The following is a 21,145-nucleotide window of genomic DNA, read 5'->3' as shown; positions in this document are numbered from 1 at the left end:
GGAATCTTATATTAATCCTGCCGGCGCTTCAAGTCCGCGCCATCCCCGCCCGGCCCGGCGTCCGCGTCCGGTTTGCCACGCCCCGGGATCCGCGGGTCATCGTCATCCATCAGGATGCGGTGGGCCGGGCCCTCAAGATCGTCGAACTGACCCGAGCGCGAGGCCCAGATGAAGGCCCCGATCGCGATCAGCAGCAGCACCAGCGCCAGCGGAATGAGCAGATACAGAATATCCATTGTCTTATTGTAACGCCTGTGCCGGCCACGGCCACTTGCCAAGGACCGCCGCTGTGACTAACGTCATAGATGCACGCCGGCAGCCCCCGCCCGGTTCGACACCAACCCAACCATCCGGAAACCGCATGCTCGAAATCAACTCCGAAACCGTCTGCCGCCTGATCGCCCTGGCCCACGAATTCCACGGCCAGGAGGCCGTGGTCATCCCCGAGGTGCCCGACAGCCCCAGCGGCGACTGGGCCGTGCAGATGCTCGCCGATCACACCGGCGACACCACCTTCCAGGAGTTCAAGTCCATCATCGACGACCTCGATCCCGACCAGCAGCAGCAGATCGTCGCCCTGCTCTGGCTCGGCCGCGGCGACTACTCGCTGGAGGAATGGGACGACGCCCTGCAGGAGGCCGCCGATGCGTGGAACGAGGCCACCGCCGAATATCTCATTGCCCACCCCCTGCTCGCCGACTTCCTCGACGAGGGCCTGCACATCCACGATCTGGAGTGCGACTAGGCCCGATGCCGGGCAACCGAAGGGCACCTGATCCGATGAAACTGTCCTGTTGCCTGTCTTCGATCCTGCTGATGTTGTTCGCCAGCATGGTCACGCGCGCCGAAACCGCGGTTTTCGCCGGCGGCTGCTTCTGGTGCATGGAGGCCGATTTCGAGAAGGTGGCGGGCGTGAGCGAGGTCATCAGCGGTTTCACCGGAGGAACGCTGAAAAACCCGACCTACGAGGGCAACCACGAGGGGCATTACGAGGCAGTCAAGGTCATCTACGATCCGGAAGTCGTGTCCTATGGGGAACTGCTGGACCATTACTGGATCAACATCGACCCGTTTGACGGCAGAGGGCAGTTCTGCGACAAGGGGCCCAGTTATCTGAGCGCCATATTCGTCGCCGATGCGCGGCAGAGAAACCTGGCCGAGGCATCCAAACGGAAAGTGGTGGAACGCTTTCCGGGCCGGGAGGTGGTTACGCCCGTCCTGCCCTTGACCAGCTTCTACCCGATCCGGGGCGAGGAAAGCTATCACCAGGATTACTACAGAAAATATCCTGTCCGATACAAATTCTACCGCTGGAACTGCGGCCGGGATCAGCGGCTGGAGGATATATGGGGCGAAACGCCTGCACTGCAGTAAACCCTGGCCTTGCTCGAGTGTCTCGCGATGAGCGATGAAACACTCAGTGTGAAGGCCATCCGTCCGGATCAGGAGGTCATGACGAAGCAGCGGCTGCCCTACTTCGTCGGCATCTCGGGCAACACGGTCGGCGCCGCCGGCCTGTCCATGCATGTGGTGGTCATTCCGCCGGGGGCGCGCGCCGAGCCGCACATCCACGTGGGCTACGAGACCGGCATCTATGTGCTCGAGGGCAGTGTCCGCACGCGCTGGGGTGAGGGGCTCGAGCACGAGACCGTCAGTCGTGCAGGGGACTTTCTGTTCGTGCCGCCCGGGGTCCCGCACGAGGCCATCAATCTGAGCGCGACCGAGCCGGCACGCGCCGTCGTGGCCAGAAACCATCCCGCCGAGCAGGACCTGGTCAAGCCCTACGCCCCGGACGCCGGCACCTGAATCCTGCTGCAATCGCATACCGGGCTTGATGCCGGTCAATGCCATGCCGTCCGCCTTCCTGCAGCGTGTCCTGCATGACCGACAGAAAGTCACACTGGGAATCCATCTACCGCGACAAATCGCCGCTGGAGGTCAGCTGGTATCAGCAGGAGCCGGCGCTGTCGCTGGAACTGATCCGGCAGGCCGGCGTTGCGCCGGACGCGCCCATTATCGACGTCGGCGGCGGCGCCTCGGTGCTGGTGGACCGGCTGCTGGCGCTGGGCTACACGGATCTGTCGTTGCTGGACCTCTCCGCCCGCGCCCTGGACTGCGCCCGCCGGCGGCTGGGGGCATCGGCCGAGCGGGTCGAGTGGCTCGAGGCGGACATCACGGCCTTTCAGCCGGGCCGCCGGTATGCCTTATGGCACGATCGTGCCGTGTTCCATTTCCTCACCACGGCGGACGAGCGGCAACGGTATGTACAGACGCTGCAGCGGGCGCTTGTCCCGGGCGGGCATGTCATTATCGCTGCCTTCGCCATCGGCGGTCCGACCCGCTGCAGCGGCCTTGATATCGTCCAGTACGATGCCGATCGCCTGATGGGCGAACTGGGGCCGGGGTTCGCACTACAGAGCACGCGCGCGGAGGCACATGCCACACCGGGCGGTTCGACTCAGCAATTCGGGTATTTTCTCATCCGCCTGACCGCAGGCTGAAGCAGGCCGGCGGCGCCGCCCGCTCCGGGATTTTTACCCACCCGGGAATCTGCCATACTGGTCGCGGCTGACCACCCGCGCCCAACCATGCCGACACATCGCCTCAAAGCCCTGTTCGACCGCACCGTTGATGTCGTCTTCGGCATCATCCTGGCGTTCATCATGCTTGGGATCGCCATGGCGTTGCTGGGCGCAACGGCCTGTACCGGGCCCGGCTGCACAGATCTTCCCGGGCCGGGTGGAAACGGCGCGCAGGTTTCCCGTGAGGCGCTGACCACACCGGCATGGCCGCGGGAGACGATTCGATATCGATGCGGGAACGGCAGGCAGCTCCAGGTCGCCTATCCGGCGCTGGAAGATGGCCGCTCGTTCGCGGCGCTGTATCATGACGGGCGACTGAGCCTGATGCGGGAGTGGCCGGCGGCCTCGGGGCTGCGTTATGTATCCCTGGACGAACAGGTCGGGCTGCGCTGGCATATCAGCGGCGGGCGGGGCAGGCTTTCCTTTCTGGCAGCCGACCATACCGCCGAGCCGATCACCCTGCTGTCGGAATGCCGGCCGCTTGCGCCCGGCAGGTGAATTCTAGCGCCGGCGCCCGCCCCGGCCCTTTTTCTTCGGATTCTCATCACGCACCTTCAGACTGCTGTCCATGAAGGTCTTGCCGTTGAGCGCAGTCATCGCCGCGCGGGCCTCGTGGCCTTCCATGTCGATGAAGGCAAAGCCGCGGCACTTGCCGGTGAAGATGTCACGCGGCATCTCCAGCTTGCGCACGGTGCCGAATTCGGCAAACAGATCCGTAATGTCGGTTTCCGTAGCCTGGGGGGCAATGTTGCCCACGAACAGGGTCTTCATAAGACTCTCTCCCTGAATTGGTTCGTATGAACAAGGCGGCTGTCAGTCCGCTCTTCGCGCCGCTGGCGCGGCATGAAAAAGGCCGGACCCTGCCCCCTCAATGGAAAGGACAGGCCCCGGCCCGGGGTGCCGCACCGGAGTGGCCGCGCGCTGGCGCGGCCGTTCCGGGCAGCGGGGTGCGTCCTGCTTACTGGGGGACGACGTTGCTCGCCTGGGGACCCTTCGGGCCCTGCTCCAGGTCGAAGCTGACAGCCTGTGCCTCGTTCAGGGTCTTGAAACCGCTGCCCTGGATGGCGCTGAAATGCACGAACACGTCCGCGCCGCCGTCGTCCTGAGAGATGAAACCAAAGCCCTTGGCTTCGTTGAACCACTTTACAGTACCTGTAGCCATTTTATATATACCTTTTCAAATCAAATAATGAGGGTTTTCGCGTACAGGTATGGAAAGGGGATTCGAGAAGTAACCGGTGGGAACTGCTGAAACTGCCAATATCGATATCTGTCGCTGAGACCCACTATAGGCCATGCCTGTCCATAAAGCTATCGTTATTTCAATTTTATTTTCCCGCCTGCCGCAGGCGCACGGGAGGGGAATTCACACCGCGGCGGTGTTTTTGCGTCCCGCGCTGCCATATAATCTTTAATCTATGTTTATCTGGATGTTTTTCGAAAATGATTGATGCAGAGCAGGCCCTGCAGCGGCTCCGGGATGGCAACGAACGCTTCGCCACCAATGTGCGCAGCCTGGACAATCTGCTCAGCCAGACCCAGCGCGGCCAGTTTGCCGGGCTGCGGCAGGAACCCTTCGCCATCATCCTGGGCTGCTCGGACTCGCGCGCCCCGGCGGAGATGGTATTCGACCAGGGCCTGGGGGATCTGTTCGTGATCCGTGTGGCGGGCAACATCGTCGCGCCCTCGCAGGTGGGCAGCGTGGAGTTCGCCGCGACCGAATTCGGCACCCGGCTGGTGGTGGTGCTGGGCCACACCCACTGCGGCGCCATCCAGGCCACAGTGGACGACCTGCAGCGGCCCGGCAGTCACTCGGACAATGTCCGTTCCATCGTCAACCGCATCCGCCCGGCCGTGGAGGGTCTGGTCGCATCCGATACCGGCCGCGATCCGACCGGCTTGATCGAGGCCGCCACCCGTGCCAACGTGAGTGCCTCGGCCGATCACCTGCGTCACGGCTCGGCGATTCTGGAGGAACTGATCGCCAACGACGGCCTGCTGGTGGTCGGGGCCGAATACAACCTCGAGTCCGGGCGAGTGGATTTCTTCGACGGCGTGCCCGGCACGGACTGAAACCAGACGACAACAACAGCCCCCGCGGCACGGCATGGACGAACTCGCGCGCATCCTCATCTACACCGCCGCTGCGGGACTGTGCATTCCGCTCGGTGGGCTGCTTGCCTGCATCGAGCATATCCAGCCGCGCTGGCTGGAAAGGGAATTCAGGCATTTCGTGATCGCCTTCGGCGGCGGCATCCTGCTGGGGGCGGTGGCGCTGGTGCTCATCCCCGAAGGCATGCAGCACTTCAACGGCAGCCTCGCCGGGGTGGGGTTTCTGATCCTGGGCGGCCTGATCTTCTTCCAGCTGGAGCGCTGGCTGGGGGTGCACCGCAGGGAATCCCCGCAGCTGCTGGGCATGCTGCTCGACTACATCCCCGAGTCCGTCGCCCTGGGCGGCATGTTCGCCGTCGGCTCCGGCAGCGCGGCACTGTTCGCCTTCTTCATCGGCATGCAGAACCTGCCCGAAGGCTTCAACGCCTACCGCGAACTGATCCACGGCGGACGGCGCCGACGCCATGTGCTGCTGCTGATGCTGGCGCTGGCCGGACTCGGTCCGCTGGTCGGACTGCTGGGCTGGGCACTGCTGGCCGACTCCCCCTATGCGCTGGGAGCGATCATGCTCACAGCTGCCGGCGGCATCCTGTATCTGATCTTCCAGGACATCGCGCCCCAGTCGCGGCTGGACCGGCACTGGGCCCCGCCACTGGGCGCGATTTTCGGTTTTGCCGTCGGCCTGACCGGCCACGCCCTGATGGGCGGGGCATGAGGGTACGCCAGGCAGCGGTCAGTCGCGGGGAAGCCGCAGATCATCCAGGGGACGCGGCGAGGCATCGCCCGGCCCCTTAAGCTCCAGCAGCAGCTGACTCTCCACCGGACTGGGACCGAAGCCGTCCGAGGCCGCCACGGCCCAGACCCGGATGCGATGCACCCCCGGTTCGAGCCGGACCGTCCCGCGCTGACTGGCCCAACTCGGCGTATCCCTGAATTCGAGCACCGGCTCGTCATCCACACTCAACCAGGCGCTCATGCGGGTGGAGACGTTGGCGCCACCCTGGCGGGCCGGCTTGGGGTAGATGACGAACTGATATTCGCCCGCCTCGGCAACCGGCAGTTCCCCGACCAGCTCGATCCCCGCATAGGGATAGGCCGACGGATCATGGTAATCGGAGAAGGGGCCGGCCCCGGTGACGTCGTGCTCCACCGGGTCGAAGCTGATCTCATGGGTCTCGGCCACCCGCCCGGAAACCGTCGGCTCCATGGCGGAGGGCGGCTGACTGTCCAGCGTCTCGCTGCTGAGGTAATAGCGCATCATGCCGCCCGGGCGGCCGGTGTGCATGGGCTGGCGGTAACTCCGGTACTCGACCGGCGGCGCAGGCTGACGGGCTTCGGCCGCCCCTGCCTGGGCTTCAGCCTCGGCCCCGGCCCGGTTCTGCTCCTGCATCAGTTCGCGCAGTTCCCTGATCTCGCGCTCCAGCCGCTCCAGCCGCTCATCCGCCGACTCGGCAAGCGCCGGTTGGGTCAGCATGCATGCCAGCAGGGACATGCCGGCCAGCTGCCTGAGATACCGCCAGTCAGGTTGGGTCATGTTCATTCCTTGTCGTTGAGGTGGTAGCGCTTGATCTTGCGCCACAGGGTGGACTTGTCGATCCCGAGGATCTCCGCGGTCAGGCCGCGGTCGCCGCCGGTCTCGCGCAGCGTCTTCTTGATGAAATAGGCCTCGATGTCCTCCAGGCTCTGCGGCGCCATGTAATCCAGCGCCTTGCCGACCTGCTCCCGGGGTTCGGTGATCTCCGGCGGCAGCAGATCGACATCGATCACTTCCCCTTCGGCCAGGATGATCATGCGTTCCAGCATGTTCTCCAGTTCCCTCACGTTGCCGGGCCATTCGTAGCGCATGAAGGCGCCCAGGACGCGCGTGCTGACGCCGCGCACGCGCTTGCCCAGGCGGGCCGAGATATGATTCACGAGGTGGTTCACCAGCAACGGGATGTCATCCCTGCGCTCACGCAGCGCGGGGATGTGGATTTCGATCACCTTCAGCCGGTAATAGAGATCCTCACGGAAGTCGCCCTTTGCGATCAGATCCTGAATCGAGCGGTTGCTGGCCGCGAGTACGCGTACATTCACGCTGCGCGGCGTCGTGTCGCCCATACGGTAAAAGGCACCGTCCTGCAGCACGCGCAGCAGCTTGGCCTGCAGCGACAGGGAGGCATTATTGATCTCGTCGAGAAAGAGCGTCCCGCCGTCAGCCGCCTCGAACAGGCCGCTCTTGTTGCGCTCGGCCCCGGTGAAGGCGCCGCGGACATAGCCGAACAGTTCGCTCTCGATGATGTTTTCCGGAATGGCGGCGCAGTTGATCGCCACGAAACTCTTGTCCCGGCGGCCGCTCTGCTCGTGGATCTGCCGTGCAACCAGTTCCTTGCCGCAGCCGCTCTCGCCGGTGATGAGCACAGTGCAGTCGAATTCCGCAGCGGCATCGATCAGCTTGCGCATGCGGGACACCGACTGGGAGCGCCCCACGAAACCCTCGTCCTCCCCGCGGATCAGACGGTTCTGCTCACGCAGCTCATGGTTTTCCCGCCGCAGTTGATAGTGCTCCAGCGCGCGCTCGACCACGCAGAACAACTCGTCGTTGTCGAAGGGCTTCTTGATGTAATCGAAGGCCCCGGATTTCAGCGCGTCGATGGCTGATTCCACTGAGGCATAGCCGGTGATGATCGCCACCTGCGTCATCGCATTGTGCGAGCGCGCGAACTTCAGCAGCTGCATGCCGTCCACGCCCGGCATCTTCAGGTCGGTCACGAGCAGCGCCACGTCGTTGTTCTCGATGAAATCCAGTGCGTGCTGCGAACTGTCCGCCTGAACCACTTCGACATCGAGCCGCGATATCACGCTGGCAACCAGTTCGCGCATTGCGGCATCGTCCTCGCAGACGAGAACCAGAGGACGCGCACCCGGGTTGGTTGTTTCGTTTGTCTCGGCCGCAGTGGCGCTCATCTGTCTGCCTCATTCAAAACGCGCGGAAGCTCCACGATAAACCGGGCCCCGCCCGTGTAGCTGGCGTCGTACCATACCGATGCGCCGCGCCGGTTGAGCATGGCCTGGCAGATGGCCAGACCGAGTCCGGAACCGCTGCCCACGTCCTTGGTGGTGAAGAAGGGATCGAAGATCCGACTTCTGACGTCTTCCGGGATGCCGGGACCAGTGTCCTCGACGATCAGGCGCGCGCGGTCATCACCGCTCAATTCCGTGCGGACATTGATAGCGGCATTGTCCTCGCCTGCCAGGGCCTGAATGGAATTCAGCATGAGATTGACCAGAACGATCTCGAGCTGGCCGCAGCCGCCTTCGACCCAGGTCTCGCCCTCGAGCAGGTCCAGACTCACATTGATATTGTAACGCTTCATCCTGCAGCTGACGAAGGTCTCGCTGACGTTGCGCACCAGGTCGTTGATCTCGCAGACATCATTGGTGCATTCGTCGCGGCTGCGCGCGTAGTGCAGCAGATCGTCGATGATCCTGGAACAGCGGCGCGCCTCGTCGCAGATGATGCGCGTCCATTCATGCGCCTTGCGGTTCTCGCCCATGGCGTCACGCAACAGTTGCGCATAGCCGACAATGCTGCCCAGCGGCGTGTTGAGCTCATGCGCCACGCCGGCCGCCATTTCGCCCATGGCGACGAGCTTCTCCTGGTTATAGACATTCTCCTGCAGCCGTTTGTAGTCGCTGATGTCCTGCAGGGTGATCACCGCCCCCATGTCCGGGTCCGCCTGGGTGATGAAAGACAGATTCAGTGAAAGATAGCGCTTCTCGCCCTTGAGCGGGATATTGATTTCCTGGTTGGTGATATGGCGCTTGTACAGGAAGGCATCGCGCAGCAGATTCCGATCGGACTCCGTCAGCGTCAGCAGATCGAACAGGCTGCGCCCGACCAGCTCATCCTCGGAATCGCCGAACATTGTCTCGGCCTGCGAATTCACCGCATTGATATACAGATTGTCATCGACGCTCAACAGCGCGCCCGGCAGACTCTGCAATACAGCATTGATGCGGTTGCGTTCGTTCAGAAAGCGGTTCTGGCACTCCTCGACCGTGGAGAACACGCGCCGCAGACTGGTCATCATGGAGTTGTAATCCGCGATCAACTCCCTGAGGTAGGGATCGCGTATCCGGCCCACATCGACCGGGGACAGCACTCCATCCTGCGCATCCCGCATACCTGCATGCATGATGCCGAGTATCTGCCGATACCGGATCATCCGGTACATGAAAAAGCCGAGCGCAGCCAGCAGCACGCCGACGGGAAGCAGAAACAGGAAGACCGGCAGTTCGCCGAGCCGGCGGGAATAGAAGACGAGGACTACAGCGATGACCACGCCTACCGCGCTGATCACCATTCCGAGGGCGCAGTCGGCCCGCGCACGCGACTCGTTCGGGTCGCGGCCGTTACGGCCTCGATCCACCGCAGTAGAAATTGCCACAGTCCACACCCGTTGCCGGCCTCAGTCTGGCCGGTGCTGACTCAGATGATTCTGGCCCGGACGCCGCCACAATCGGCGGGTCCGAGCCAGATCAGTTTATCAGAAGATCAGCTGCAGACCCAGCGTGACCTGGTCGTGGTCGCGCAGTGACTGGAGCGTCGGGTGCTGCTTGTCGTAGTCAACATTGGCATACTCGAAGGTCACCTTGAGTTGCTGTCCGTTGATGTAATAGTTGGCACCGACGCTCTTCCAGGTGTTGGTGTAGTAACCGCTGTCGACCCCGTAATCCAGGTCCTCGTAGCGGGCGAAGAACTGCAGCCGGCCGACACCCACCTTGTTGGGCAGCAGGTAACCGGCCTTGACATAATAGCCATCCAGTTCACTGGTGGGCGGCAGCGCCGGATCCGGACTACCGTTAATCGCATCATCCGTGCTGAAATCCATATATGCGGCCGATGCCGTCACCGTACCCTGGGATGTGGGGTACTCCATAAAGGCATCCACCGTCCAGGCTTCATAGTCGCTCGCACCCGTCCGGCTGGGATAATCGGCATAGGCAACGTCATTCTGCATGTCGTAGGCCGCGCCGATAGTCAGGACCTTGCGTGTTCCCAGGTAGGTGCCGCGGTAGCCGTAGTCGTACTCCGGATCCCAGAAGGTCCAGTGCGCACGCGCGGTCAGGCGGGGTGAATCCTCCACCACCTCATCGCCTTCGCGGCCATCCGAGACCATCACGCGATACTGGAACTTCGCATCCGCCATGTTGCCCCACATGGCGACACCCGTGTCACGCGTGCCACCAAAGGGCGTGTAGGCCAGTCTTTCCGCACGATCCAGCGTCAGCGGCTCCAGGCAGGCCTCGAGATTCTCGCGGGTGAAGGTGTTCTTGAACCGTCCCGCGATGAAGCGCACGCTGTCCGACCAGTCCAGGGTCAGGTAGGCGTCGCGGTAGAACACGTTCTTGTCATTGACGCCTTCCTTGCTGTCATTGCCCGCCTCGAGTTGGGCATAGAAACCGACATAGTCGTTGTACTGGCCGGAGAGCGTGATCCGGTTGCGGCGCAGGAACAGGTCGGTGGTTTCACCGGAGTCGGTATTGGAAGTGTAGTCCTGATACTGCCCCCACATCTGCACGGCATAATTCAGTGTCACGAAGCCCTGCTCGCCGTAGGTGATGGTGGGCCCGGCCTGCACGTTGGATACAGCTGCCATCATGACTGCCAGCGGAAGCGCTCCCTGACGGATGCGGCGAAATTGACTGTTCATCGTTTTCTTCATCTTCTTACTCCCCCGTCGCGTCTGTAAGCTTCCGGTACACATCGACCAGATTCGTCTCATCCGATCCATGGCAGCTGAAGCAGGTGGATTCCGGCTTGGAGGCGGGATTGGCGACCAGCCCCCGGTGTGCAATCGATTCCTTCATGAGGCGCGGATTACCCTGGTGGCAGCCGGCGCAGGAATTGTTCACCTTCTGGTGATGCACATGCCAGGGATCCTGCTCAGGATCCTCGCCGGGCTTTTCTGCGCGGTTGCCGTTATGGCACTTGAAGCAGGAAGAGGCACCCAGACCGCAGGCATTGGCGACACGGATCGGAATGCCGGCCGCGACGTGCTTGTGGATCTCCTCAAGCACCTGATTACCCCAGGCCGAGGCCTGTACGGCCGTTTCCGCATCGGACTGGGCCAGTGCCCCGACCGCGTCGTCGGAGAGGGTATCGTTCAAATACGACCATGCCGCTCCGCCGGCAATGGCCACGCCCGACAGCACCGCCAGCAACCGCATCTGCCGCAACAGGCCGCTCCATATCTTCTTCAACATCATCTCTATCTCCTCCTGATTGACTCACTGATCCCGGATAATGGATTCAAGCTTCTCCGTACCATCTTCACGCCTGCTTTGCGCGGCCTGGATATCCGCCTCGCTCAGCCCGCTCAGGCACATGCAGGCCGGACCGCGGGAGCGGAACTTCAAGCGCGGGGAGCGCGGCTCTGCCTTCTGCTCCCCACCCGCCGCTGCGGTCGGCTCGGTTTGCTGATCTGCATGCACCGTCCCATGGACGGGCATCAGCGCCAGAAACGTCACCGCAACCAGAGTCGGCCGCATTGCCGTTTTCCACATCGCCTCAATGTCCATCAGCCTGATCACGCCCCAGTCTAAAGCACATAGCGCGCCAATATATATAACTTACTGTTTTTAAATAATAATCAAGGCAAAGCACCCGCTCGGGACAATTGCAATTCAGGCCTTTAGCTGCAGCCCGTCTCAATTTGCAATCCCGTGTGTCAGCGCCCGCTCGCCCAGGCGCAGGACATACCGGGTGTTCCGCGCCTCCGCCAGCGCGGCCGCCAGGATGGTGCGCGTCTCCCGGTCCAGCTTCACCTCGCTGTCGTTCAGCACCCCCGCGAACATCCGTTCATAGTGCTCCTTAGGGGCGACATCCACCTGCACGTACAGTCGCCACTCGGTCGATCCGATCTCCGGCAACAGGCCCTCGAGCATCTGTGCCGCATCCGGCGCCAGCCGGGTATCACTGTATTCCTCGCTGAGCCAGATGTCCGTCTCCCGGCTCACGATCGCCTCGTCCAGGACATGCCGCTCGCCCCCGGCACCGCCCTCGGCGACCAGCTGCAGCCTGACCCTGGGCACCAGATAGGTGGGGAAATAATGCCCCGCGCCCGTATTGCGGATTTCGGCGCGCACCCGCACCCGGCCCGCCGCTTCCGCCTCGGTCCTGATGCCTGCGCTCAGCGCCTGGCGGACCATCCCCGGATCGTGGATACCCTTCCATTCATGCCTGCGATCGGGCATGTGACAGGTCTGACACTGCCTGCCTTCCCGGGCATGACGCGAGGCGCGCCATTCGTTCAGCGTGTTTTCCAGCAGCTTGCCATTGAGCGCCGGGCCGTCCTCCGGAAACTGGTGGCAGCTGGCGCAGAACCGGCTGTCGGCGAAGGCGGCACTCGCGACAAAGCCGTCGTGGGGCAACCCCGGAGTATCCCCGGCGGGCCGTCCCGGCCCGGGCGGCGGCCCGAAACGCTGGTGGGCACGGACATGGCAGGCGGCACAGACCAGGCCCTGCCGGTGCAGATCTGGGCTGACATATTCCGGCGGCGGATCCTGCGGCGCCTCGGGCCAGCCGAGCGACTGCGCCAGCAGGGCCTTCTGCTCGGCCAGCGGCGCATGGCAGTCCAGGCAGCGCTTGACCTGATCCGAGGGCAGCACCCGCGCCTGCCAGAGGATGCCCTTGTCCATGGTCCGGCTGTGCAGACTCCCGCTCCAGTCCCGGTGCTGCTCGGCGTGGCACTCGGCGCAGGACTGCGGTGAAAGCGAGGCCTCGCGCGGACTGAAATGATCGGGGGGCGCGCCCTGCGGCGGCAGCGGCTTGCTCCAGTGGCGCTCCAGGAAGGCATCGACACCCTCGGCGCTGCGACCCTGACCATGACTGGAAACCATCCACCATGCACCTCCGGCCGCCACCAGGGCGATCAGGAGGAGCGCTGCTGCACCCGGCCTCATGATCTGATTTGTCTCCCCTCAACAAAAGAAGACCCGGCTACCTGGCGGTAGCCGGGGACGTAATGATACGACGTCAAGTGGGGACCCGGACAGTACCGGGCCTGGAGGAGTCAGCCCCCACAAGGGTTGGGCGGAAGGGCGCCGCCGCCACCGCTGCTGCCGCCGTCATCGCTGGAGCTGGAGCCGGTCTTGTAGGCCTTGTCCGCCAGGATGATGGCATTGGTGTTGTCGGCATAGGCATCGTCGATCTGGCGCGGCTCTACCTCATTCGGATCGGGCTGCTCCTGGTAGAAGGACACCACGTCAGTCCGCCAGGGCGAATCGATGGGCAGGATGTAGTCGCCGCTCCAGTCCAGCAGATAGGACAGGGAGCTCCACTCCACCATGGCACCGTCGTAGAAGCGGGTCGGCTTACCCAGGATCACCGCACTGGTCACACCCGTGATCATGGCACGGAAGGTGGTTTCACAGTAGGTGTAAACGGTATCGCCGTCCTGATAGGCATTACCCACACCCACAGGCTGGTAGGTGTTATCCACGAAGGCCTCGCCCGAATCAGTGGCGCCGCCATTGAGATAGGCCTCCAGTTCAGCCTTGTCCTTGTAACGGTACCCCTGAGTCGAATCCAGGAAGTTGGTGAAGTTAAGCTGCAGCGCACCCCAGGGATGCCCCTGGCGTGAGCCACTGTTCTGGAAGGTATCCGTGAACGGAACGACCGGCGTACCGGTACCGTCATCCTCGCCGGCGCTGTACTGATTCATGCCGCGCGCGTCCCAGATGAATACCCCGTCATCCAGCACATTGGTGTCACTGCTTGGCAGCACCGCAAGCATATCCTGCACGGTTGCCTGCAACTGGGTATTGTCAGCAGCCAGCGACTTGACGCTGACAATACCACTCTCCGGCGGGGTCGATGCGGTATCGGTAAAATCAGCACCCGTCATGCCGTTACCGTTCAACCAACCATTACCGCCGTTGAGGATGGCCAGATGTTCAGCCTCCACGCCCCAATAGCGCAGTGCATACCAGACCCGGCCCTGGCGCATGGCATTACCCGTACCACCTGTACCCATGGCAACAACGATCATATCCTTGTGCGGATCGATGTTATATTTCTTGAGTTGGGCATCCATAGTGGCCCCGCTGGGGACCATGCTGCGGGTATAGATCACGCCGTTGGAGCGGGTTTCAATCCATTCGTTACCATCAGACAGATAGGTAAATACGTTCTTATCATCGGGCAGGATGTACTCGGAACCCCCCGGGCCCTCCGTGACCTGCAGAATCACCAGTTTTCCGGTGATGCCCGCCGGCCTCTCATTCAGCCAGTCATCCTTCCAGCGCTTCAGGGTCGCACCGGTGATCAGGCCGTTCTCGTTGTCGTTGTAGTCATCCGCGGATTCCTGCGCAATCTGTGCAGGACTGTTGACGACGATCGGCGTCGGCTCGCCGCCCGGCGGCGTCACAATACCAGTAGTGCTGTCCTCGCCACCGCCGCAACCCACCAGCACTGATGCGGACAACAGGTACGCGCCCACCATCGCAGCGGATCGCGGCCATCTCAAAGCATTCAGGTATGTATTCATCTGCTCTCCTCCGCGAGCTATTTTGGAACCCGCCACGAACACCCGGTTATCGGGGTCCCAGGGGCGGCACTTCGATCATTCAGTTAGCAGCCTTCGTGCCACAATCTGTTCAGCTGAAAAAACATGAAGTTAGATGGAAGCCATCCCTTGGCGGCGATTGCAGACTACCCGTTCCGGCGGCAGGCTGTGGAAATTGCAATACTGTTCAGGCGCCCTGCTCGCCCCTGAAGACCACGGGCAGGGCGCCGGCCTCGAACTGATCCAGCAGATAGTCGACCCGTTCGCCGAACGCCAGCGACTCCACCTCGGCCCCACGCGCCCGCAGGGCGTCGGCCAGGCGTGAAAGATCTATGCTCTCGCCTGCCTTAACAGGCTTGTGCGGCGCATGTATCAGTAGAATCTTCTTGGAATCCGTCATATTCTGTCCTTTCAAATCACGTAGACCGCATCGGCGCCGATAATGGCATCCGCCAGCCGGCCCATGCCTTCATCGGTTTCCGCCGCAATGCTTTCCACCGGCGCCTCCGCGAATTCCAGCGCCTCCATCTGCATCAGCGTATCCTGATCATCGCCAAGCTCACCCAGCACGGCGACCCTGACTTCATCATCCAGCAGCGTCAGCCCGGTCGCCATACGCAGCGCCTCCGGCTTGTTGTGCTGAGCTATCACCAGAATCGTTTTCTGTGTATTCGACATTCCCACTCCTAAAGCACCAGGACACAGTCACTGTTCTGCACGAGTTCGGCATCCTGGTACTGACCGCCGATCACCACATGTTCATCAATAGAGGAAACCTTGAGCCCCTCGTTTTCGTAGCGCTCGACACTGAGCTCACACACCGCCACCTGCGTAGCCCTGAAGGCATCCGATTGCGTGAAACCGTTGTCCATCAACAGCAATGCCCCCCTGTCGTTGAGAAAGCATCTGCATTCCCAACCCCGGCCCTGGGCCGTGGCGAGAATGGATACCGCCTGATCGCGATAGCGCTCGTCGGTTACCACCAAGCCAAAACGCATGCATACTCCTTAATCCATTACAATCACTTGATCATAGCCGCCTCCGAAAGGAGTCAGCCGGCGGTCATCAGGCCTTGCGGATCAGCCACTTCGAGGCACCGTCCTCATTCGTCTTTTCGATGAGTTCGTTGCCCTCGGATTCACACATCGCCACGATCGACTCACCGGATGACGGATTATCAAACAGCAGGGTAAGCACATCGCCGCTCGTCAGCTTGCCCATGGCCTTCTTGGTATACATCTGCGGATGCGGGCAGACGTATCCGGTGACATCCAGCAGGAAGTCGTGATCACCAACCTTCTCGAATTTGACAGCCATAAGGTATTACTCCTCCATTTCTCAACAACTCAAAATCCCGACCCGGTCAAAGCGCCAGGTCATCATCACCAGCGCGCCATTCCATCCACATATTGAATGCCTTGACGCCCAACCAGCCGCCGGCAGCCATGCCGGCCAGGAACACCCAGCCCGACAGATCGCCGTTGGTAACCGTTGCGAAGAAGGCGCCGATATTACAGCCCATCGCGATTCGCGCCCCCAGCCCCATCAGGGCACCACCGATGATGGCGAACATCGCAGTCTCCAGACTCGGCACCTTCCATTTGAATTCCCGCCGGGACAGGGCAATGATCGCCGCGCCGAAGATGATACCGATGGACATCCAGCCGGGCGCGTTGATGATCGGATTCGGAATACCGTTCTCCAGTCCGAAGAAGATGTTGTCGGTCATCTCGATGCCGACCTTGTCCATGGCCCAGGCGCCCCACTGCGCCTCCTGGGTGGTGATGTACCAGTAGCCGGGATCGAAGACCGTATCCTGCATCGACAGGCCATCTGTGTATTCCATCTCGGCGAGCAGCTCACCGAAGTTGAAGATCTCGTATTTCTCGCGCAACTCGCCGGTCGCCCACATATGGCCGCCAGCCAGCAGTCCCAGACACAGGCCGGCGATGGCGGTGTTGCGCGAAGAGGTGACCATCGCCCAGATACCGCGCAGGTGATCACCCATACGCGGCGCCTCAATCTTGGCGCGGCGCAGATAGCCCTTCTTGAACGCCGAGTTATACAGGTACAGCATCAGCAGCAGGGAGGGGATGATCGCGCCCAGCAATGCATTGCCGATGAACGGACCCGTGAACATGCCGTCAATGCCCAGCTGGCCGGCCAGCTGGCCGCCCTGCAGGTCCCAGACATAGCCGGCAACGAACTGGTCGAACCAGCCTTCCGTGACGCTCAGTTCTTCCGGCATCATCTTCTCGGCGGCGGAACTCGTCCAGGCGGCGGGCACCAGCTTGTCCAGCCAGCCGGACTGGGCCACGTAGATGGCCTGGGAGAAGGAGATGGAGATCACTACCAGCAGCGAACCGAGGTTGCCCTCACCGGTCTTGTACAGCGAACCCGACGCGCAGCCGCCGGTGAACACAATGCCGAAACCGAAGATCAGCGCACCGACGAGGATATGCCAACCCATCGGATGGGGATGGAAGGTATTCACACCCATAACCTGCACGGCGGCTGCCGTGAGCGAGAACAGCATGACCGCGATCAGCATGCCCACCGCCATGCGTGGCACGCCCACCGCGAACAGGTCGCGCACCGCAGAGGCCATACAGAAACGCCCGTACTGCAGGAAGATCCCGTAGCCGAGGCCGAACCACACATACACCAGCAGGTAGATCCACCGGCTGTCCAGCGCCAGCGCCCATACCGAACCCAGCGCCACAAGCGCGACGATGATCATCGCGTACAGATTACCCTTGTGACCGTACCAGGCCCTGTCCGCCACCGCCGAGCCTACCGCGCCCGCCGTCGCAGCCTTAGCATCATTCGCCATCTGTCGTTTCCCCCGGATATCTCGAATCGCTCATCAATTTTCCGCGTCCATTGCGCCCTTACGCACGTAGATACGCCAGCAGCCATCATCCCGCACCGTGATCAGGTGGGTACTGCCCAGCGTCATATCCATTGCCGGAATCGCCTCGGCCGTGCTGGGGTTGTCCACCACCAGCTCCAGTACTTCGCCTGGCTGCATGTGATCAAGCGCCCGCATGCACAACAGCTGCGGACGCGGACAGACCGCGCCCAGGCAGTCGATCTGCACATTCACATGCAGAGACCCATAACCGGACAGCGTTACCGTGCGTCCACTTTGCCTGATCGGGGACACCTGTCGCTGCCTTTGCCTGCTGAACCACCACATCACGCAGCCTCTCCACGGCAGGACGAGTCAGCAGTGACGGCACCCGCCTGCCCACTCTGTTTGCACGTTTCGTGCCGATTTGAATTAAATATAAAAAACATTGTGTTACCCCTCATTGCACGATTGGCTTCCGGTTCATATTGCAAATCACGGCCTGACGGCAGAGCCAGAGCAAGATTTTGCAATCCCGCCGCCACCCCTGTTCACCGCTTAGTTGTAGACCACCCTGCCGGCACCGCGACGCCGGACGCGGGAAAATACAGCACGGCGGGCGTGCTTGTTTCGACTCTGCCGGCATAGGATAATACCAAGCAATTCAGTCAACTTAAGTGCTTTTCAAGGAGTATCAAGATGGGTGTACTGGTAGGACGCGAAGCCCCGGATTTCACCGCCCCGGCCGTACTGGGCAATGGCGAGATTACCGACAACTTCAATTTCAGGACCGCCACCAAGGGCAAGTATGCCGTGGTGTTCTTCTACCCGCTGGACTTCACCTTCGTGTGCCCGTCCGAACTGATCGCCTTCGATCACCGCCTGGACGAGTTCAAGAAGCGCAACGTCGAGGTCATCGGCGTGTCGATCGACTCGCACTTCACCCACAACGCCTGGCGCAACACCCCGGTGGACAAGGGCGGCATCGGCCAGGTCAATTACACCCTGGTCGCCGACATGACCCACAACATCTGCCGCGCCTTCGATGTCGAGACCCCGGACGGCGCCGTCGCCTTCCGCGGCTCCTTCCTGATCGACGAGGCCGGCGTGGTGCGCCACCAGGTGGTCAACGACCTGCCGCTGGGCCGCAACATCGACGAAATGCTGCGCATGGTCGACGCCCTGCAGTTCCACGAGCAGCACGGCGAGGTCTGCCCGGCCGGCTGGAACCAGGGCGCGAAGGGCATGAAGGCCAGCCCCGAGGGCGTGGCCGAGTACCTGTCCGAGGAGGCGGAGTCGCTGTAAGGCTTACGGCCATCGCCCAAAAGAAAGCCGCCTGCGGGCGGCTTTTTTATTGTTGTCACCACAAAGGACACGAAGACAATAATCAAGCTTGTAGGTTGGGCTGAACCACGTGAATCCCAACATGTGATTACGCAGCACCATCACATGCCGCATTATCCCCACTTGATCTTCAGATCCCGATTGCGTTCCGCGCAATCCCGAAGATACAGATTGATCAGGCTCTGATACGGAATACCCTTCTGCTCGGCCAGCGCCTTGAAATAGGCGACCGTATCCTCGTCGAGCCTTATCGTAATCTGCTTCTTCAGTTTTTTGGTATAGGGATTTTTCTTCGATTTAGAAAAGTCGTAGTGATCACGCATCTCTGAAGCCCTCATATTGACGCCGCTCCGAGCGGCTTGCCTTACGGGCTGAAATGATTCGAATGGTTTCCTGCTCTTCCCTGCAGCAGTGACAGACAACAAGCAGTCGCAATTGCGAACTCAGGCCCAGCAGAACAAACCGATCCTCTTCATCCGAGTGATCCGGGTCCGCCATGAAACGCGCATTTTCATCGAAAAATGCCGTCCTCGCCTCCTCGAAAGAAACGCCGTGCTTCTTCCGGTTTGCCGCATCCTTGCGGCTATCCCACTCGAAGTTGAGCCCATCCATAGCCATATATTGTAGTTATTATATAATTACATTCAACCCTGGCCTGTAAGGCTCTGTATTTTCGCGTATTCACAATTGCTGCATTTTAACTCTGACCCGGCTATCTGAAATATCAGGCGTTTCAGTATGCGGGGGCACCACTCGACCACCGACCCATCAGCAACTGACACGCAACCTGACCTGGCCACACTGTCTCCGATCGCGCGCGCCCCGAGAGGCACGGAGTTTCGCCCAGCCGATCTTCCACCAAGCGAAGCGTCGATTCGTCCCATTCGTCTACCGGAAGATAGTATGGAATTGCTCTTGCGAAATCGACCATTTGACCAGTAATTGAGCGGTCGCGTGTACGCCCCACTCGAACAATCTCCATCGCACCCACCTCCGCCCTAATCAAGTTGTCTTCGAGCCCCAATCGAGCAAGGCGATCAGCAATCAGCTCTCCAACCCAGCAAGGAAGGTTCTTTACATCTCGGGCGGGTGTAAGAATCGCGAGCCTCGATCGCGAACTGACAAGAAGCAGCATGGGTTTTCGGTCTACTACAATGCGGTTTACGTACCAATCACCCAGCGCCGTATCAGAGGCATCAGTTTCCGTTGCCGACTCCCTCAACGTCTTCAGGACTTTAGTTGTCGCCCTCAACACCAGCACTTACGCGATCACCCTCTAGCGTTTAAGCTGTGGGGCGCGCAGCGAAGCTAGCGTCCCACACGAGCGCATTGTTAGCTGTATTCATAGCTGCCGAACCATTCTGTAGTTTTTGAGCTTCTGATCACGCACTTTTACGACCTGTTCTTTCTCTACACCGAACCCCATGGCTTCAAAAAATGGGCGGGCGGTAATGCTTACATTTGAATACATTTTGTAAATACCTTTTTCTTTTGCTTCTTTTTCAAGAGCAGAGAAAAGTTTTCTGCCAACCCCTTGACTTTGATATTTATGATGACAATAAAAGTGATCAATATATCCATCAGTTTGGATGTCTGCATATCCCACTATCATTCCATCCTTGATCGCTACGAATGGATCTATATCTATGAACTTTTGTATTGCTATATTTATGTCGAAATCTTTGGGTGCCCAGGCTGCTATTTGATCGTCATTATAATCACGAGTATTTATGGTATGGATAGTGTTATAAAAGAGCATCCATAACTCTTCTTCCTCACCTCGACAAATCTTCCTAACCTCTATATTGTTCATATCTTTATACAGTGGTCCTACCCACGAATAGTGGACACGTTTAATTGTTCATACCGCTGCTCGTAGGCATGCGGACTGATATAGCCAATCGCGGAATGACGACGTTCCCGGTTATGGAATAACTCAATGTACTCGAAGATTCCCGACCTGGCTTCGTGGACCGTTTTGTAGTTCTCGGCATAGATCAGTTCCACCTTCAGTCGACTGAAGAACGACTCCATCACCGCGTTATCCCAGCAATTGCCCTTCCGGCTCATGCTACAGCGCAGTCCATAGCCCCTCAGGGCTTCCTGATACTCATGGGCCCGATACTGCACCCCTCTGTCCGAGTGGATCAAGGCGCCGTGTGCGATATCACGCTGGGAGACCGCCATGTGTAACGCCTCCAGGACCAGGCTCTCGCGCATATGGTCATCCACCGCCCAGCCCACGATCCTGCGCGAGAACAGGTCCATCACCGCTGCCAGATACAGCCAGATCCGTCCCACCTTGATATAGGTGATATCCGAGACCCATTTGCGGTTGGGTGCCTCTGCCGTGAAGCCCCGCGCCAGGAGGTTATCATTCACATTGGTCATGGCCTCCGTGCGCGGTCGGTACCGAAAGCCTTTGCCGTTGCGTGCTCGGAGCCCGCGCTCCTGTAATAATGCAGCCACATGGTTCAGGCTGCACCCAATGCCCTGCTCATTCAGCTCCACGGCCAGTCTCGGGGCGCCATAGCGGCGCTTATACTGGACATAGGCCGCTTCAACCGCCTCACCGATCAGGGCCCGGCGCTGTTGCCGCCTGCTTATCGGTCGCCTTTGCCATGCATAGAATCCGGATCTCGACACACCCAGCACACGGCACATCAACGTGATACGGAACTCATGCCGACACGAGTCGATCAAGG

29 protein-coding genes are annotated in these 21,145 nt (G+C 60.8%); 8 read left to right on the top strand and 21 right to left on the bottom strand.

The features are described 5' to 3' along the window. Positions 1-11: 11 nt before the first annotated feature. The gene (ccoS, locus tag COW1_RS13765; protein WP_096367401.1) at positions 12-236 is read right to left on the bottom strand and encodes a cbb3-type cytochrome oxidase assembly protein CcoS; all 225 of its coding nucleotides are present in this window, start codon (positions 234-236) and stop codon (positions 12-14) included. A 125-nt stretch (positions 237-361) separates the two neighbouring features. Here ccoS and COW1_RS13760 point away from each other — a divergent pair, with 125 nt between their 5' ends. From COW1_RS13760 to COW1_RS13740, 5 genes are all read left to right on the top strand, one after another. Next, on the top strand, positions 362-745 hold the full coding sequence (locus COW1_RS13760) for a DUF3775 domain-containing protein (protein ID WP_096367402.1): 384 nt from the start codon (positions 362-364) through the stop codon (positions 743-745). A 35-nt stretch (positions 746-780) separates the two neighbouring features. Next, positions 781-1,374: a peptide-methionine (S)-S-oxide reductase MsrA gene (gene msrA / locus COW1_RS13755; protein ID WP_242466443.1), complete on the top strand. Its 594-nt coding sequence runs from the start codon at positions 781-783 to the stop codon at positions 1,372-1,374. Between the two features lie 27 nt (positions 1,375-1,401). Further along, on the top strand, positions 1,402-1,806 hold the full coding sequence (locus COW1_RS13750) for a cupin domain-containing protein (RefSeq protein ID WP_201344513.1): 405 nt from the start codon (positions 1,402-1,404) through the stop codon (positions 1,804-1,806). Positions 1,807-1,880: 74 nt separating this feature from the next. Further along, positions 1,881-2,501 (top strand): trans-aconitate 2-methyltransferase, encoded by a 621-nt coding sequence (locus COW1_RS13745; RefSeq protein ID WP_201344512.1) that lies wholly within the window; start codon positions 1,881-1,883, stop codon positions 2,499-2,501. Positions 2,502-2,588: 87 nt separating this feature from the next. After that, entirely contained in the window at positions 2,589-3,080 is a 492-nt protein-coding gene (locus tag COW1_RS13740) for an MliC family protein (RefSeq protein WP_096367406.1), read from the top strand. A gap of 3 nt (positions 3,081-3,083) precedes the next feature. On the opposite strand, the gene COW1_RS13735 is transcribed toward COW1_RS13740, so the two are convergent. Beyond that, positions 3,084-3,353 carry an RNA-binding protein gene (locus tag COW1_RS13735; protein ID WP_096367407.1) on the bottom strand — a complete coding sequence of 90 codons (270 nt, stop codon included), beginning with the start codon at positions 3,351-3,353 and terminating at the stop codon, positions 3,084-3,086. Positions 3,354-3,540: 187 nt separating this feature from the next. Further along, positions 3,541-3,744, bottom strand: coding sequence for a cold-shock protein (locus COW1_RS13730; protein WP_096367408.1), 204 nt, complete (start codon positions 3,742-3,744; stop codon positions 3,541-3,543). A 281-nt stretch (positions 3,745-4,025) separates the two neighbouring features. Here COW1_RS13730 and COW1_RS13725 point away from each other — a divergent pair, with 281 nt between their 5' ends. Continuing rightward, positions 4,026-4,655 (top strand): carbonic anhydrase, encoded by a 630-nt coding sequence (locus COW1_RS13725; protein WP_201344511.1) that lies wholly within the window; start codon positions 4,026-4,028, stop codon positions 4,653-4,655. Positions 4,656-4,689: 34 nt separating this feature from the next. Then, complete coding sequence (locus tag COW1_RS13720) at positions 4,690-5,409, top strand: ZIP family metal transporter (RefSeq protein WP_201344510.1); 720 nt, start codon at positions 4,690-4,692, stop codon at positions 5,407-5,409. Positions 5,410-5,427: 18 nt separating this feature from the next. Here COW1_RS13720 and COW1_RS13715 read toward each other — a convergent pair whose 3' ends face one another. From COW1_RS13715 to COW1_RS13650, 14 genes are all read right to left on the bottom strand, one after another. Next, positions 5,428-6,228, bottom strand: coding sequence for a hypothetical protein (locus COW1_RS13715; protein WP_201344509.1), 801 nt, complete (start codon positions 6,226-6,228; stop codon positions 5,428-5,430). Positions 6,229-6,230: 2 nt separating this feature from the next. Further along, positions 6,231-7,640, bottom strand: coding sequence for a sigma-54 dependent transcriptional regulator (locus COW1_RS13710; protein ID WP_201344508.1), 1,410 nt, complete (start codon positions 7,638-7,640; stop codon positions 6,231-6,233). Further along, the gene (locus COW1_RS13705; protein WP_242466442.1) at positions 7,637-9,124 is read right to left on the bottom strand and encodes a nitrogen regulation protein NR(II); all 1,488 of its coding nucleotides are present in this window, start codon (positions 9,122-9,124) and stop codon (positions 7,637-7,639) included. The genes COW1_RS13710 and COW1_RS13705 overlap by 4 nt, the downstream gene beginning before the upstream one ends. Positions 9,125-9,223: 99 nt before the next feature. Continuing rightward, entirely contained in the window at positions 9,224-10,390 is a 1,167-nt protein-coding gene (gene extI, locus COW1_RS13700; protein WP_231971530.1) for a selenite/tellurite reduction operon porin ExtI, read from the bottom strand. Positions 10,391-10,406: 16 nt separating this feature from the next. Then, entirely contained in the window at positions 10,407-10,946 is a 540-nt protein-coding gene (locus COW1_RS13695; protein ID WP_096363503.1) for a hypothetical protein, read from the bottom strand. A 21-nt stretch (positions 10,947-10,967) separates the two neighbouring features. Beyond that, the gene (locus COW1_RS13690) at positions 10,968-11,258 is read right to left on the bottom strand and encodes a hypothetical protein (RefSeq protein ID WP_096363505.1); all 291 of its coding nucleotides are present in this window, start codon (positions 11,256-11,258) and stop codon (positions 10,968-10,970) included. A gap of 129 nt (positions 11,259-11,387) precedes the next feature. Beyond that, positions 11,388-12,641 (bottom strand): multiheme c-type cytochrome, encoded by a 1,254-nt coding sequence (locus COW1_RS13685; RefSeq protein WP_201344506.1) that lies wholly within the window; start codon positions 12,639-12,641, stop codon positions 11,388-11,390. A gap of 110 nt (positions 12,642-12,751) precedes the next feature. Then, entirely contained in the window at positions 12,752-14,227 is a 1,476-nt protein-coding gene (locus COW1_RS13680; protein WP_231971531.1) for a sulfurtransferase, read from the bottom strand. 205 nt (positions 14,228-14,432) lie between these two features. Beyond that, on the bottom strand, positions 14,433-14,645 hold the full coding sequence (locus tag COW1_RS13675) for a hypothetical protein (protein ID WP_096363509.1): 213 nt from the start codon (positions 14,643-14,645) through the stop codon (positions 14,433-14,435). 11 nt (positions 14,646-14,656) lie between these two features. Next, entirely contained in the window at positions 14,657-14,923 is a 267-nt protein-coding gene (locus COW1_RS13670) for a hypothetical protein (RefSeq protein WP_096363511.1), read from the bottom strand. 8 nt (positions 14,924-14,931) lie between these two features. Further along, the gene (locus tag COW1_RS13665) at positions 14,932-15,243 is read right to left on the bottom strand and encodes a hypothetical protein (RefSeq protein WP_096363513.1); all 312 of its coding nucleotides are present in this window, start codon (positions 15,241-15,243) and stop codon (positions 14,932-14,934) included. 67 nt (positions 15,244-15,310) lie between these two features. Beyond that, entirely contained in the window at positions 15,311-15,562 is a 252-nt protein-coding gene (locus COW1_RS13660) for a sulfurtransferase TusA family protein (RefSeq protein ID WP_096363515.1), read from the bottom strand. Positions 15,563-15,608: 46 nt separating this feature from the next. Continuing rightward, entirely contained in the window at positions 15,609-17,078 is a 1,470-nt protein-coding gene (locus tag COW1_RS13655; protein ID WP_096363517.1) for a YeeE/YedE thiosulfate transporter family protein, read from the bottom strand. A 33-nt stretch (positions 17,079-17,111) separates the two neighbouring features. Next, the gene (locus COW1_RS13650) at positions 17,112-17,444 is read right to left on the bottom strand and encodes a sulfurtransferase TusA family protein (RefSeq protein WP_096363519.1); all 333 of its coding nucleotides are present in this window, start codon (positions 17,442-17,444) and stop codon (positions 17,112-17,114) included. Between the two features lie 351 nt (positions 17,445-17,795). On the opposite strand from COW1_RS13650, the gene COW1_RS13645 reads away from it, so the two are divergent. After that, entirely contained in the window at positions 17,796-18,401 is a 606-nt protein-coding gene (locus tag COW1_RS13645) for a peroxiredoxin (RefSeq protein WP_201344505.1), read from the top strand. Positions 18,402-18,553: 152 nt separating this feature from the next. On the opposite strand, the gene COW1_RS13640 is transcribed toward COW1_RS13645, so the two are convergent. The 4 genes from COW1_RS13640 to COW1_RS13625 all read right to left on the bottom strand — a co-directional run bounded on the left by COW1_RS13640 (position 18,554) and on the right by COW1_RS13625 (position 21,143). After that, the gene (locus COW1_RS13640; RefSeq protein ID WP_231971532.1) at positions 18,554-18,763 is read right to left on the bottom strand and encodes a BrnA antitoxin family protein; all 210 of its coding nucleotides are present in this window, start codon (positions 18,761-18,763) and stop codon (positions 18,554-18,556) included. After that, positions 18,756-19,052 (bottom strand): BrnT family toxin, encoded by a 297-nt coding sequence (locus COW1_RS13635; protein ID WP_096367416.1) that lies wholly within the window; start codon positions 19,050-19,052, stop codon positions 18,756-18,758. Before COW1_RS13635 ends, COW1_RS13640 begins: the two co-directional genes overlap by 8 nt. A gap of 730 nt (positions 19,053-19,782) precedes the next feature. Next, positions 19,783-20,253, bottom strand: coding sequence for a GNAT family N-acetyltransferase (locus COW1_RS13630; RefSeq protein ID WP_201344504.1), 471 nt, complete (start codon positions 20,251-20,253; stop codon positions 19,783-19,785). 17 nt (positions 20,254-20,270) lie between these two features. Beyond that, positions 20,271-21,143: an IS3 family transposase gene (locus COW1_RS13625; protein WP_242466441.1), complete on the bottom strand. Its 873-nt coding sequence runs from the start codon at positions 21,141-21,143 to the stop codon at positions 20,271-20,273. Positions 21,144-21,145: the final 2 nt, after the last annotated feature.

It is taken from the genome of Thiohalobacter sp. COW1, assembly GCF_016629505.1.
GTDB classification, from domain to species: domain Bacteria; phylum Pseudomonadota; class Gammaproteobacteria; order Thiohalobacterales; family Thiohalobacteraceae; genus Thiohalobacter; species Thiohalobacter thiocyanaticus_A.
The sequence above is the reverse complement of the archived record's forward strand: the minus strand, read 5'-3'. Positions and strand labels throughout refer to the sequence as shown.